This window comes from Paenibacillus sp. CMM36, from assembly GCF_053570945.1.
This window is the reverse complement of the sequence record NZ_JBSEDY010000001.1, coordinates 367,358-381,772: the sequence shown is the minus strand read 5'-3', so window position 1 is coordinate 381,772 and position 14,415 is coordinate 367,358. Positions and strand designations below refer to the sequence as shown.

General features: G+C 51.0%; 8 protein-coding genes. All 8 read right to left on the bottom strand.

Annotated features, from left to right (window positions below; genetic code table 11):
• Nucleotide 1: 1 nt before the first annotated feature.
• Nucleotides 2-181 (bottom strand): hypothetical protein, encoded by a 180-nt coding sequence (locus ACWA2B_RS01915; protein WP_013309345.1) that lies wholly within the window; start codon nt 179-181, stop codon nt 2-4.
• Nucleotides 182-258: 77 nt separating this feature from the next.
• Entirely contained in the window at nt 259-1,260 is a 1,002-nt protein-coding gene (locus ACWA2B_RS01910) for a diacylglycerol kinase catalytic domain-containing protein (RefSeq protein ID WP_029516439.1), read from the bottom strand.
• Nucleotides 1,257-2,318: an SPFH domain-containing protein gene (locus ACWA2B_RS01905; RefSeq protein ID WP_029516438.1), complete on the bottom strand. Its 1,062-nt coding sequence runs from the start codon at nt 2,316-2,318 to the stop codon at nt 1,257-1,259. The genes ACWA2B_RS01910 and ACWA2B_RS01905 overlap by 4 nt, the downstream gene beginning before the upstream one ends.
• Before the next feature lie 301 nt (nt 2,319-2,619).
• Nucleotides 2,620-2,838: an MbtH family protein gene (locus tag ACWA2B_RS01900; protein ID WP_029516437.1), complete on the bottom strand. Its 219-nt coding sequence runs from the start codon at nt 2,836-2,838 to the stop codon at nt 2,620-2,622.
• Nucleotides 2,835-10,307, bottom strand: a complete 7,473-nt coding sequence (locus ACWA2B_RS01895) for an amino acid adenylation domain-containing protein (RefSeq protein ID WP_449291645.1) — start codon at nt 10,305-10,307, stop codon at nt 2,835-2,837. The genes ACWA2B_RS01900 and ACWA2B_RS01895 overlap by 4 nt, the downstream gene beginning before the upstream one ends.
• 14 nt (nt 10,308-10,321) lie before the next feature.
• Nucleotides 10,322-11,371, bottom strand: coding sequence for an isochorismatase family protein (locus ACWA2B_RS01890; protein WP_029516436.1), 1,050 nt, complete (start codon nt 11,369-11,371; stop codon nt 10,322-10,324).
• Nucleotides 11,372-11,415: 44 nt separating this feature from the next.
• Nucleotides 11,416-13,068 carry a (2,3-dihydroxybenzoyl)adenylate synthase gene (locus tag ACWA2B_RS01885; protein WP_340933887.1) on the bottom strand — a complete coding sequence of 551 codons (1,653 nt, stop codon included), beginning with the start codon at nt 13,066-13,068 and terminating at the stop codon, nt 11,416-11,418.
• A 33-nt stretch (nt 13,069-13,101) separates the two neighbouring features.
• Nucleotides 13,102-14,388 carry an isochorismate synthase DhbC gene (gene dhbC, locus ACWA2B_RS01880; RefSeq protein WP_449291644.1) on the bottom strand — a complete coding sequence of 429 codons (1,287 nt, stop codon included), beginning with the start codon at nt 14,386-14,388 and terminating at the stop codon, nt 13,102-13,104.
• Between the last annotated feature and the right edge of the window lie 27 nt (nt 14,389-14,415).

The window sequence follows — 14,415 nt, the reverse complement described above, 5'->3', positions numbered from 1 at the left end:
CTTATTTCTTCGAAGAGGAGTTCGTATCATCGTATGACACTGGTGAGGGCTTCGCAATCCATTCATCAGCCTCAGGCTCGATATCCACGCCATTTTCCAGCTTCGTTTTCTCCATCAAGGAATCTCCGTCCTCGTCCTTCTTGTTGCGGATTTTCGCTTCGTCTTGAGTGTGGTCGCTCATGTTGATTCCTCCTTTTTTAATTTCATCTGATGGTTGTACCTTACTCATAATTACCCATTGCCGTCCTGTACAAACCTCTACACGACCAGATGCCCTTTTTTCTCCGCGGGTTCAATGATCGCCTCAATGCCAGCATTAAACTCCAGAAAGTCACTTTCTACTCCATCACTGAAAATAACTCCGTTTTCCGGCATCTGCGATGCAATCCGTAACGGTTTTTCGGCTGCTACCTGACCAAACACGAGATCCGCAGCAGTCGTTCGGCTGGGGAATGGTTCTCTCACCGTAAAATAAAGCGATGGCGAACTCCAGGTTGCACGATGATCATGACTCATTCCGTCTGCTGTCCCTTCCTGACTGAAGGCTGTACCTGGCATCAGCTGGCTTGGAGTCAGCGAGATTGGATGCCGTGTAGCACTGCCGACAATTCCGGCCGCTCCAGCCAGTACGCTGGTCAGCCAGCCTGTCGCTCCCAATCCGGTTGAAACGATAATGCCGCTGGAGGATTGCTGCTCTACTTGATCCTCCAGCCTTAGCTCATATCTCGCGGAAACATGAGTTTTGCGTCCAATGAACAAATCATTTACAGCATACAAGGATTGGCCATCATTTAATCGGGCCTTAGCCAGCGTAACTTCCTTAATTGGCCGTCTGTGCACGAATACATCCGGCACTACCCAGCGCAGGTCGGATACGGTAAACGGCAGCAATACCCCGTCCCAGCGCAATGGATCTGGATTCACGCCGATAAGCGGCTGCTCGGTCAAATATTTTAAGGTGTTGGCTACCAGCCCATCCTGACCCAGCACCACCACTGTATCCTGCTCACCAAAAATAAAGTTCGGCACATGCTCCCGCTCCACAATCTGAACACGACCCAAGGCCGTTAACTCCGACGTTGCCGTTGCCACCGCCCTGCGGTAATTTTCGTCCTCCAGCACATAATCACTGAAATCCGCACCCAGCCGTTCCATAAAGAAGCGAGCCTGCTGCACCGTATTGTATCGGACAATCAGTTCCTCCAGTCGCGTTTTACGCTTCACCAAAATGATCTTCTGCTCTGTCATTCGGCCGCTCATCGTGTTCTTCCTCCAGACCCTCTCGATCCTCCTGATCCGCTTGCTCCCGTATCTGACATGAGACCTTGCAGCAGATCCGGCGTAATATTCAGCTGACCGATTTTCCCTGCATTTTCTGCAAGCTCCTGGAATGCAATCGCAATTAGTTTATCCGGGCTCATATCCATGTTAGCCATAGCTTGAAGTACGTTCGGTTCAACATCCTGCAACGATTTCATGACGGCTGTCAGCTCATAGGCCTTGGCATCGGCTTCTGCCTTTTTATTCGTTACGGTCAGCTCAATCAGCTCGCGTTTTTTCTCCTCCAAGGCCGTGTCAAATCGTAGCTGCTCCTCTTTCATCTCACTTTGCTTTTGCTTTACGGAACGCTCGGCATCAAGTTGAGTTTCACGGATCTGCCTTTTTTTCGTCTCCACTGCAATCTCAGTGTTCAGCTCGTTTTCCTTCACACGCCGCTCTTGCTCAATAGATGCATTACGACGCTCATACAAAGCATGATCCGCGTTGCGAAGAATCTCTTCCCTCGCTTGAGCCTCCAGCGCTCTCATCGTCTCCTTATTAGGTAGAATCGCCAAAATCGACAGCCCCATAACCTCAATGCCGAGCTTTTCCATTTCCGTATGCTGAGCAATATCCTTTGTCATGTTTTGGGCCAGACGTTCACTGGACTGAACAGCTTCTTTGAGCGGGACACGCTCCAAATACTTTTTGGTAAGCACCTTGGCAATGTTAATCACCCGTTGGGCCAGCTTGCTTGGATCATCCGAAATGTAACGTCGTTCCTTCAAGTCATACGTATAGTTTAAAATCTGCGTCGTTCTCCGATAATCCACAATTCGATAAGTCAGTTGCCCCTGTACCGTCACCGCCTGAAAATCATTTGTCATGTCCTCAAACATGAACGGCGCATCAATAGAAGAGACGGGCACGACAACAACCGAGGTGGTCGGGGCGTAGTAATAAAAGGATAATCCAACACCCTCCCGAACCACCTTCCCGTTTTTCACCTTCATCACATATTCACTGGGCTGAAATTTAACAAAATTAAATCCAAACATAGCTGCTTCCCCGCTTTCTTTACAATTTATATTATTTTGTTATTATCATTTTGTTATTAACAATAAAATAACACATGTTCCCGATAATATCAATATGACATTTATAAAAAACAAAGGCCGTTTCCCCTCCGATACGCTCGGTTAGAGGAAACAGCCTAATTCGTTCTCTGCCTTCCTATGAAACTTTAAAGATCACGAAAAATTGTATGGTATCATCAAAAGGCGTTACATTTGTCATCATTTCATGGGTCATATATGAGCAACAGTTGTATAGTTGTATAAAGATATGATGACTCCCCGATTAGCGACGCACTGCATCGGCCTTGGGATGCAAGGAATCCGGCCTCATATCTGTCCAATGTGTGCTGATATAATTCATACATGCCTCACGGCTGTCTGTCGGGTGAACGACCTCCCATCCAGTCGGTACATGCTGGAAATCAGGCCAGAGTGAATACTGTCCTTCTCCATTCATCAGCACTAAATAACCACCTTCATTCTGCTCAAAAGGATTAATCATGGTTTGTTTTCCTCCTTGCGATTGTGATGTATTGATTTAGAAAGCCTGTATAGTTTTGCTGCCATCAGTTTTCCAATATGAGCCAAGGGTCCCGGCTGGCACAGATCCTTATGACGGCAATCCAGTTCATGCTGCTCTAGCTGTCCATCAATATAGGGAAGCCAGGTTTCCGGAGCAATTGGCTCAAACCAATCTGGGATAATTGTAGATCGGAAAAATAATATATCACCTTTGTACCGTCTCGGAACGTACTCCCCCAAGATACGCACAGAATTTACATAAGTATCCTTGAGGTTTAAAATCGTCTCCTCGCTGAGGCTGGCCAAGGCGCTACCATCGCTTCGTAAGATATGCAGGGCGGTGGAAAGCCGCAAAGGCTCATCATTCAGACTATCCGGGTCATAACCCCCCAGAGCCAACAGAGCAATTAACGCTTCCTCCTCATCTGGTCCTCCCCGCAGCGGCAAATGGTTGCTTGGGTAGGAATCCAGCATGGTCAGAATCGCAATTGTCTCTCCTTCGTATTGAAGCTGTGTCGCTATTGCATGAGCTACATTCCCTCCCAAAGACCACCCCAACAGATGATACGGTCCTGTGGGCTGAATTGTGCGAATATGACGAATATAATCGGCTGCCATATCATCCAGCGTCTGCGGCAATTCCTCCTGTCGGGCGATCCCGCGAGCCTGTAAGCCATAAATCGGATAATCCTTGCCCATGGACTGGATCAAGCCCGCATAACACCAGCTTAATCCGCCTGCCGGGTGTACACAGAACAACGGAGCTTGCAATCCGCTTGCCCGCAAAGGCAGCAAAACGTCCAAAGCCCCTTGACTGGCACCTACGTTCAACTGCTCGGCTAGGCCAGCCACTGTTGGCGTTCCAAAAAGGTTGCCAATGCCCAACTCGATACCCAATGCCTCGCGGATTCTACTAATCAGCTTCACAGCCAGCAATGAATGACCTCCCAGATCAAAAAAGCCATCATCTATACCGATTCGCTCCATGCCAAGCGTCTCGGCAAACAAATCACACAGGATTTCCTCCTGTGGCGTTCGCGGTCCCCTTCCTCCACCCGCAGCCATCTGCATGGGAGCAGGTAATGCTTTACGATCCAGCTTGCCATTAGGTGTAAGCGGGAGATCGGATACCGTGACAAAAGCTGACGGTATCATATAATCAGGCAAGCTGACTCCTGCATGCAGTCGGAGTCTGGACGCTTGCGGTTCACCGCCAGGTACAGGAACAATATAGGCGACGAGTCGTTTGTCCCCCGGCTGATCTTCGCGGACAATGACCGCTGCCTGAGCCACATCATCATGCCGAACCAGCACCGCTTCAATTTCTCCCGGCTCCATGCGAAAACCACGTATTTTGACCTGCTGGTCAGCACGTCCGGCATACTCCAGCGAGCCGTCAGACCGCCAGCGGGCCAAATCACCTGTCCGATACATCCGGCTCCCCGGCAAACCATACGGATCGGCTACAAAACGCTCTGCCGTTAAAGCGGGTTTTCCCAAATAGCCTTGTGCCAATCCAGCACCGGCGACATATAAATCACCCGTTACACCCGGCGGGACAGGCTGAAGTCGATCATCCAGCACATACACTTGCAGATCAGAGATGGGACGCCCAATCAGACTGTTTGCTTTTTCAGCCACCATATCACGGTCCAACGCAATATAGCTGACATGTACAGTTGTCTCCGTAATCCCATACATATTCACCAAGGTAGGAGCATCGTCTGCATGACGCTCATACCATGCAGGCAGCCGGCCCAGTTCCAGAGCCTCACCACCAAATACGACATAACGCAACGCCAGCTTTTGTGAAAGGACAGGCTGTTCAAGATCAGCCTGCATCAGTTGATAAAATGCCGAAGGTGTCTGATTGAGCACCGTTACACTCTCGTTCACCAGCAATTGCAGGAATTGCTCCGGAGAACGACTGACAGTATACGGCACAATGACAAGACGGCCTCCATGCAGCAACGGTCCCCAAATTTCCCATACTGAAAAATCAAACGCATAGGAGTGGAACAGAGTCCATACATCCGATGGACCAAAATGAAACCAGGGCTGCGTCGAATCAAACAAACGCGCGACATTTTGATGAGGAATAACTACTCCCTTTGGTTTTCCGGTAGAACCGGACGTATAAATAATATAAGCAGGATGAAGCGGCAACAAAGGCATCAGACGGTCTGCATCCACCGGGTTCCGGTCGGGATATGACTTCAGCTCCTTATTTGTCTGAGGATCCTCCAGTACAACCGGGAATACCGTGCTTGTTACCGGAATTGAGGATATTGTCACGTGAATGCTGGTAATCATCAGAGCAGGTGAAGCATCCTCTAGCATATATGCGAGACGATCTGCCGGATAATCAGGATCTAGCGGCAAGTAGGCGGCTCCCGATTTAAGCACAGCCAGCAATGCAATAACCATATCCAGTGACCGAGGAAGCGCCAGCGCCACAATGCGATCTGGACCTGCACCACGCGCTATCAGCAGATGCGCCAGTCGATTGGCACGCGCGTTCAATTCCTCATAACTTAGCTGGTTGCCTTCGTATGAAACTGCAACAGCTCCCGGGGTACGGGCAGCCTGTTGTTCGAATAGAGCAGGCAAGCTTGAGGTAGACGCTTGGTTAGGACGAGTGCTCGCGTTCGTGTCACCGTTCCACTTCACGAGGATTTCGTGTCGTTCCTCTGGTCCCAAAATATCCAGGGCCCCTATCGGTTGTTCTGTATTAGCCACCGCGGCCACCAATAGTCGCTCCAGCCGTACCTTCATAGCTTCTATCGTTTCTCTTTTAAATAAATCGGTGTTGTATTCGATCCATCCCTTGATTCCATCAGGTCGCCCGTCTGCGGTCCGACACTCGCGCAGCTCCACCGTCAGATCAAATTTCGCTGCACCCACACTGGCCAATTGCAGTTGAGTTTCCACACCGGGCAACAGCAATTCGGGATCAGGGGTGTTTTGTAAAGCAAGCATAACTTGAAACAATGGATGTCTCGATCTGGAACGTGTAGGGTTCAGCATCTCTACAAGCCGCTCGAAGGGTACATCCTGATGTTCATACGCATCCAGACAAGTGCGACGGACCCGTTCCAAAAGCTCACGGAAAGTAGGGTCGCCCAATGTGTCGATACGAAGCACCAGCGTGTTGATAAACAAGCCCACGAGATGATCCAGTCCCTCTGCGTTACGTCCCGCTATCGGGCTGCCCACCGGGATATCCGTTCCTGCACCCAATCGGGTTAGCAATGCGGCCAACCCAGCCTGCACCACCATAAAAAGGCTGCCCCGACTTTCACGAGCCAAACGCAGCAACTGCTCATGCAATTCGGGAGCGATACGCAATACAACGGTATCTCCCCGGTAGCTGGCCTCGGAAGGGCGTGGATAGTCTGAAGGCAGATCTATTTGATCCGGCAGACCTTTCAATGCGTCGTGCCAATAAGCAAGCTGCTTGTTCATCAGGCTGCCAGTCTCGTTCTCCCTGCCAAGCAGATCCTGCTGCCATAACGCATAATCCGCATATTGTACAGGCAGCATCGGCAACACCGGTGCCATGCTTTCAGGATGTGCGGATTGTCCCGCATGTGCATAACGGTCGATGTGCGCAGCATAGGCTGTAGCCAAATCACGTGTGAGAGCATTCAGCGACCAGCCATCTCCGACAATATGGTGCAACGTCATAAGCAGCACATGCTGGTCAGCAGACAGCGTGAACAGTTCGGTTCGCAAAGCCGGCTCCACTGCAAGATCAAAGCAGTAACGTGACCCTTCAGCAAGCATGTGTGGCAGCTCTGCCTCACAAATTTTCGTCACACGGAGTACAGGCCAAGCTTGCTGCATTTCCAGAATGACCTGCTGCGCTACACCTTGCACATCTGGAAAAATCGTACGCAGCGTCTCATGGCGGGCCACGATGTCTCCTAAGGCAGCTTGAAGTGCCTCCACATTTACATCCCCCGACATACGGATAACGAGTGGGATATTATATGTAGGGCTTGGTCCCTCCATCCGATGCAGGAACCATAATCGGCTCTGGGCGAAGGAGAGAGGAATTCGTTGTGGACGTACGGCCGGAAGCAATGAGGGCCTTAAGCTCTGCCCTTGGTCCAGTCGTTCCGCAAAACTGGCAACCGTAGGAGTTTCAAACAGGCGGCCTATATTCAGTTCTACCCCGAATACCTCCCGAATTCTTGCCATCAAGCGTGCGCCAAGTAGCGAGTGACCACCCAGATCAAAGAAACTGTCATCAATACCGACTATCGGTAGTGCCAGCACTTCTGCGAACAGGTCACACAACATGGCTTCCTGTGGTGTTCTGGGAGTACGGACGTGGAGAATCTTATCCATAACAGGAGCAGGCAATGCCTTACGGTCCAGCTTGCCATTAGGCATGAGCGGCAAGGCCCCCAGCATCACAAACGCTGAAGGTACCATATAATCGGGCAGACTCGCAGCGGCATATTCACGTAACGCCAGTGAATGCAAACGATGAGGCGATGAGCACAAGTCCCCTCTTATACTTTGATATCCAAAAGGTTCGGCAGGCGCTTTTTGTTCGGATTGCTCACTTTGTCTCGATGACCTACCCGGCTCCTGCTGAATAGTCTCTGTCTCAGCTCCGGTAAGCACCGGCGTTGCTGCGGCAGCGATCGGTACGATATAGGCAACCAGCCGCTGATCGCCCTCGCGGTCCTCACGGACAATCACAGAGACTCGAGCTACATCGGAATGCCGCGCCAAAACGGCTTCAATTTCACCCAGTTCTACGCGGAAGCCGCGAATTTTAATCTGGTGGTCCGCACGCCCCCCGTATTCAAGAGATCCGTCCAATCTCCAGCGGGCCAAATCTCCAGTTCGATACATGCGGCTCCCCGGAGGGCCAAACGGATTGGCTACAAAACGCTCCGCTGTCAAATCCGGGCGCCCATAATATCCCCGAGCCAGCCCATCCCCGGCAATGTACAGGTCCCCTGTGACCCCTGCCGGAACTGCCTGAAGACTACCGTCAAGCACGTACACTTGCGTATTGCGGATAGGCCTGCCGATAGCCGGTGTTCCCGTGTCCCCTTTTTCGATGGAAGCTGCAGTAGACCAAATCGTCGTTTCGGTGGGACCGTACAGATTCGTAATGCGGCAATCCAGACGCTGGAGTGCATGCAGCAATTCCTCTGGAAGAGCCTCGCCTCCAACCAGCACCCGCAAACCCCGAATAGCCTCTGCATGTTCCGTTGCCAGCACATGCCACAGCGTAGGCGTCGCCTGCATCAGGGTAGGCTGTGAACGGTTAATCAGTTCGGCCAAAGCAGACGGCTCCTGAACGGTTTCCTTCCGGGCAATAATCAGTTGCGCACCATTCAACAAGGGCAAATAGATTTCCAGTCCGGAGATATCAAAGGATATCGTCGTAACTGCCAGCAGTCGATCCTGCTCACACAACGTGAATTGATCCTGCATGGCAAGCAAAAAATTTGTCAGGCTCTTGAAAGTAATAACGACTCCCTTCGGCTTGCCCGTTGAGCCAGAGGTATAAATAATATACGCAGGATGGTCCGTGGATAAAGGCTGAACACGTTCACGATCCGTAGGATTCGTATCCGGGTAGGCTGATAGTTCATGATTATGTCCGTTCAAAACAGCCGCCGAATCCCCTTGGCCGCTTCCTCCATCCAAAAACATACGTGGCACAGAAATGTCTGCCGGTATGCGGTCCGCTACCTGGGCATTGGTTAAAATGCAGACCGGAGACGCATGCTCCAGCACATAAGCAACACGATCCTGCGGATAATCAGGGTCCAGTGGAACATAAGCCGCGCCCGTTTTAAGCACAGCCAGCATCCCTATAACCATATTGACGGAGCGAGGGAGCATCAGGGCAACGATCTGCTCAGGTCCTGTCCCATGAGCAATCAGCCAATGGGCCAATCGGTTCGCCCGCTTATTCAGCTCCTTATAGCTAACCACCATGTCGTTGTCACATTCCACAGCTACAGCATCAGGTCTAAGTTCCGCCTGTAGCTGGAGCATTTCCTGTAAGGAAGCGACTGGCATCGGACTGGAAGAACGATTCCAGCCCTTCAGTATAAGCTGACGCTCCGCAGGCAGCAGGAGGTCGATTTGTCCAACCGGCTGTTCTGGTTCCGAAGCTGCGACCTTTGTAAGCAACTGCAAGAAACGCTGTTGATGCTCTTCTATTTCCCGTTTGCTATACATAGCAGGGTTGGCATCCCAATCTATGCGCAATCCAGATCCGTCCGACCTGTCATAGACATTCAAGGACAGATCATCAACCGGGCCTGCCGACAGATTATGTGTAATTCCGCGAGAACCGTTAAAATTCAGCTCATAGTCAAATGGCATAATATTGACCAATGGACCAAACAATCTCCTGTTTTCACTAAGCAAGCGCAGATCACGCCGTAGCTCCTCATGCCTGTATTTTGCATGACGCCGTATCTCACCCAGCTCCTGTACCAATTGACGGAGCAATGTGGCTACCTTCATTCCTGGCTGAATCGACAAACGCAGCGGCAACAAATTCATCACCATACCCGGCACACGGAGCGAGGCTGAGCCTAATCGGTTCATCATTGGCAAGCCAAGTATAACGTCTTGTGCACCTGTGAACCGGTGAATATAAATAGCCATTGCCGCCAAAATTACATCCGGCCAGCTCACGTTGAGACGTTCCGCAGCCATCTGAAGACGTTCACGCTCCGCAGAGGTGACATGGGCTGTAACGCGTACGAAACCTCCAGCCATCGCTTCTTTCGAAGCTACATGCCTGGAGTTTCTCGTCGCATGGTCTCCCAAACTGGCCACCTCGAACCCATCAGCAAAGCGTTTGATCCAAAATTCACGCTCCTGTCCAAACTTCTCCGAGACGCGATAGACCGAATCTTCCTCCAATAGTTGGCTAAACCGCGGAAAGCAACCCTCTTCGTCCAAGCGGCCTTCCGCTAAAGATGTGTACAGTTGAGCCACCCGCTGCGCTATGAGCGAAAAGCCAAAACCATCCAATGCAATATGATGAACACGCTGATACCAGAGAAATTGATGATGACCTACCCGAAACAATGCCTGTGTAAACAGTGGCCCTTGGGTAAGATCAATCGGCTTCAGCAAATCATCCCTCATCCAGACTTCAGCAACTTTACGAGGATCAGGAGCTGCGCTTACATCGATTTGGTGCAGCGTCCATTCCCCAGAAGGCATAATCATCTGCCAGGGTCCATCCTCATCCTCTCCGAACCGCAAATGCAGTGATTCAGCCTCTGCCATCGTGCGGCGAAGTGCTTCCTTAAAGCAAATGGGATCGACCGGCCCGTGAATCTCAACGTATTCACCGGTATTATAGGCCGGATTTTGCAAATCCATCTGTTGGGCAAACCAAATGCCCGCTTGCGCTCCCGACAAAGGAAGACGAATAGCCTGATGCTTGAGCATACACAAACCCTCCTTTAAAGGGAAAAATAGTCTAAATTAGGCATTGACTGCCTAGTTCGCGAAGACAATAGCTTCCACCAATCAGCAAGTGTCGGACGTTCAGCCAACTCCACGAACGTCACCCTTGCCCCGTAGCGGCGCCATTTTTCCACAAGACTCATCATACGAATCGAATCCAGTCCCCTATCCATCAGATTATCGTGGGTAGCCAATCCTTCCGCTGATTCCTGCAGCAGTCCTGCGACCTGCTCACGTACCAATTGTTCAGTTAACTGCGGAGCCGCAGGCACTTCCTTTTCAGCCATTGCTGAATCTGAAGTCTTTGCCTCGCTTTCTCTTTCACCAGGCTTCTGGTCAGCTATACCTGTCTGAGCTGTAGCCATATTTACACTTTGCACCTGAGTACCTTCCGTTGCTGCCCCCTTCGTAGTCTCCAACTCGTCAATCAAGGGGGCAGTCAGCATCGTAACCGCGCAACGCTCAGCAGCGTAAGTCAGGGCCATTTTGTGGTATTCCAGTGAAAAGTCCCCCAAGGCGTCAGCTACAAAAAAAGGCTGTATATCCTTCATAAATGCCTCGGTCGCGGTCATTAGACAGCCAATATGTGCGTAAATACCGGTAATCATGATCTGATCGCGATGATATTGCCGCAATATATCGTCTAAATTGGTTTTTTGAAATGCGCTATACCTCCATTTCGTCATAACCATATCCTGATCCGAAGGGGCAAGCTCGTTCACAATCTCCTTTTGAACAGGTCCATCATCCATCCCCTTGCCCCAAAAATCCTGCTGTAGCCCCCTTTTCTCCGGAGCCTGACCTCCCGGCTGCGCCGAATAGATTACAGGTATCCCAAGCTGCTGGCAGTGGCTTTTCAACAACTGGATGTTAGCGATCAACTCCTTGACCGGAGATTGCCCAGCCTCAAAAGCGGTAACAAAATATTGCTGCATATCATGAATCAATAGCACTGCACGTCTGGGATCAGGCCGCCATGCCACTTTATTTTGGGGCATATCCGAAGCACTCGGCATCGGATAAGCTGAAATTGGAGGAATAGCCATCATATCGCTTCCTTTCATTTTTCATTACGAGTATCTGTCTTGCGTTATGTGTTCTTGCTCATCGTTATGTCTCCATGCGGTTCAGGTGCAGATGCTAGCTGCTGTGTAATCATTTCCCGCAATGCTTTTTTACTAACCTTGCCTACACTGGTCTGTGGAAACGCTGTTATAAACTCAATTCTGTCAGGAATTTTGTAAGCCGCCAAACCACGTTCACGCAGAAATTTCTTCAACTCCGTTACGGTCGGTACCATCTCATACGGGATAATAAAAGCACAGGAACGTTCACCCAAATATTCGTCAGGCATGGCTACAATCGCTGCATCATGCACACCGGGATGGGCCAGCAAATGATTTTCAATCTCCTCAGCCGCCACCTTTTCTCCGCCCCGGTTAATTTGATCCTTCGCTCGGCCTTCCACAATCACATTGCCATCGGGACTCAACCTCACCAAATCGCCCGTACGATAAAATCCATCCCGCGTAAATGCTCTTGCATTATGCTGATCCGCCTTATAATAACCCCGAATCGTGTAAGGTCCGCGTGTAAGCAAATGGCCTACCTCTCCCGGTGCCACTTCTTTGTCCTCATCATCCAATATTTTAATTTCATCGTCGATTGAAATGGGACGTCCCTGAGTTGCTACAATGATATCCTCCGGATCATCCAGTCTGGTATAATTGACCAGCCCCTCCGCCATACCAAACACCTGTTGCAGGGTACACCCAAGTTCCGGCTTTATGCGACGAGCAGCCTCCTCATTGAATTTGGCTCCCCCTACTTGAAGCACCTGAAGACTGGACAAATCACAGGTTCTCGACGAAGCACTATCAAGCCATACCAGCGCAAGCGGCGGGACCAAAGCAGTAATCGTCACCTGCTCCTGTTCAATCAATGGAAAAGCATCATCTGGACTCGGCGTAGGCGCAAGTACAATTTTAGCTCCCGCATATAAGGCTCCGAAGACACCCGGAGAACTGAGCGGGTAATTGTGAGCCATGGGAAGCGCAGCTAAATACACGCTATCTTCATCCAGACCGCATATTTCAACACTGCCCCGCAGACTGTAAATATAATCATCGTGTGTCCTTGGAATTAGCTTGGGCAAGCCTGTACTCCCACCGGAAAGCTGGAGAAAGGCAATATCCCCCGCAAGCACCTGGGGTAACGACTGATCAGGTTGGATATACAATCCGGATAGAGCCGTAAATTCCTGCGGCTTGCCCACAACAATGACATGACGCAGGGTTGCCACTCTGGCTTGTACCTCTCTGGCTAGTCCACGATAGTCAAAGCCCGAATATACATCTGGAATGATATAAGCAACCGCCTCGGAAAATTCACCGAAATAGGCAATCTCGCTACTTCGATGAGCCGGAAGCGAGAATATGGGTAACGCCCCCAATCTGAACAGCGCAAAGCATACATCAAAAAACTCCGTAACATTTGGCAACTGAACGATGACCCGATCCGTCGATCTAATTCCCAATTGGTAAAATCCGGCTGCCAGACGATCTACTTTTTCGTCCAATTCACGGTAGCTTGTACTTGTTTGGCCGTCCGTCACTGCCGTCCGGTCACCTTGCGATACTGCACGCTCCCGCAACATTTCTCCAAAGGTCACTCCCTCCCAGTAGCCTGCCTTCCGGTAACGCTCGGCAAATTCCTGCGGCCATGTAGGGCATCCGGGCAACATCATGATATTCCTCCTCTTTCTGTATCGTTCTCGTTATTCATGCTTCAGTCCCAATGCCTGAAGCATGGTTCCAAACTTGGCTGCTGTTTCCGCCAGTTCGTCTTCCGGGTTTGAAGCCGCCACAATGCCTGCCCCTGCAAACAAACGCAAGGAATGCTTTGCAGCTTCTGCACAACGGATCGTAATCACCCATTCTCCATCTCCGGCTGCATCACACCATCCAACAATTCCCGTGTAAAAGCCCCGATCAAACGATTCGATATCTCGGATAACCTTTTTGGCCTGCTCTGTAGGCGAACCGCATACGGCTGGCGTAGGATGCAGCGCCAGGGCAACGGCCAAAGATGAAACCGTCAAATCCACTAATTCCCCCGTAATTTCAGTCGAAAGATGCCACATCGTCTCTGTTTGTATCAGCGAAGGCTTCTGCGGCACATCCAGTCTCCGGCATAGCGGTCTGAGTGCCAAGGCCACCGCTTCAACGACTACCGCGTGCTCATGCCGGTCCTTGACTGATTCCAGCAATGCCGCAGCCCGCAGCTTATCTTCGACAGGATCATCACTGCGAGGTGCAGAGCCAGCCAGCGGATTAACCGTCAGATGCAGCCCCTCTCGGGAAACGAGCAGCTCGGGGCTAGCTCCAATCAGCGTTCGCTGTTCCACACCGACAACAGCCCCGTCCGAGCCTGCTTCTTCCGCCTCCAAAGCGGGTAAATCAACAGCGAAGGTATAGCCCTTGGTATTATGTCTGGCTAAATTATGCAAATAACTTGGAACGTCTACTTGTTCCGAAGTATCCAGCTGTAGTGTTCTGGAGAGCACGATTTTGTTCAGCTCCCCGGACGCAATATATTTCAGGGCCTGTTCCACCCCCTGTACAAACTCCGACGGATCGGGCACGGAACGAATACCGTAGTCCGGAGCCTGCCCAAGCTTTGTCGGGTTCACACGGCTGGCAGCATTCGCTGAATCGGCAGCTTTCCCATTCTCGGAGTGCCAGTTCGTAGAGTGAGAATGAAGCGGCCCCGCCCAGCGAGTCTCTGCCGGAACCAGAAGCTGTGCAGCCCGTGAAGCATCAAAGGGAATAGCTCCCACCACAATCGGATGTCCACCGTGGGACTGACGCACACTCTCGAGCAACGTGGCTACACGCCCGGTCAATCCGCCCTCCGTATCGCTTGCCTCCCCATGCGGCAATGCCCCCAACGTACCTTGGGCCAGTAAAGTCCGGGTGGGTGACGCAAAAAAGAAGGAAGAGCCTGGCTTGTAATCTTTTAGCAAGTGAGTCGCTTGTACTTCAAGCGCAGTATTGGATTTCATACGTTATTGCCTCCTGTTCCATTGTTT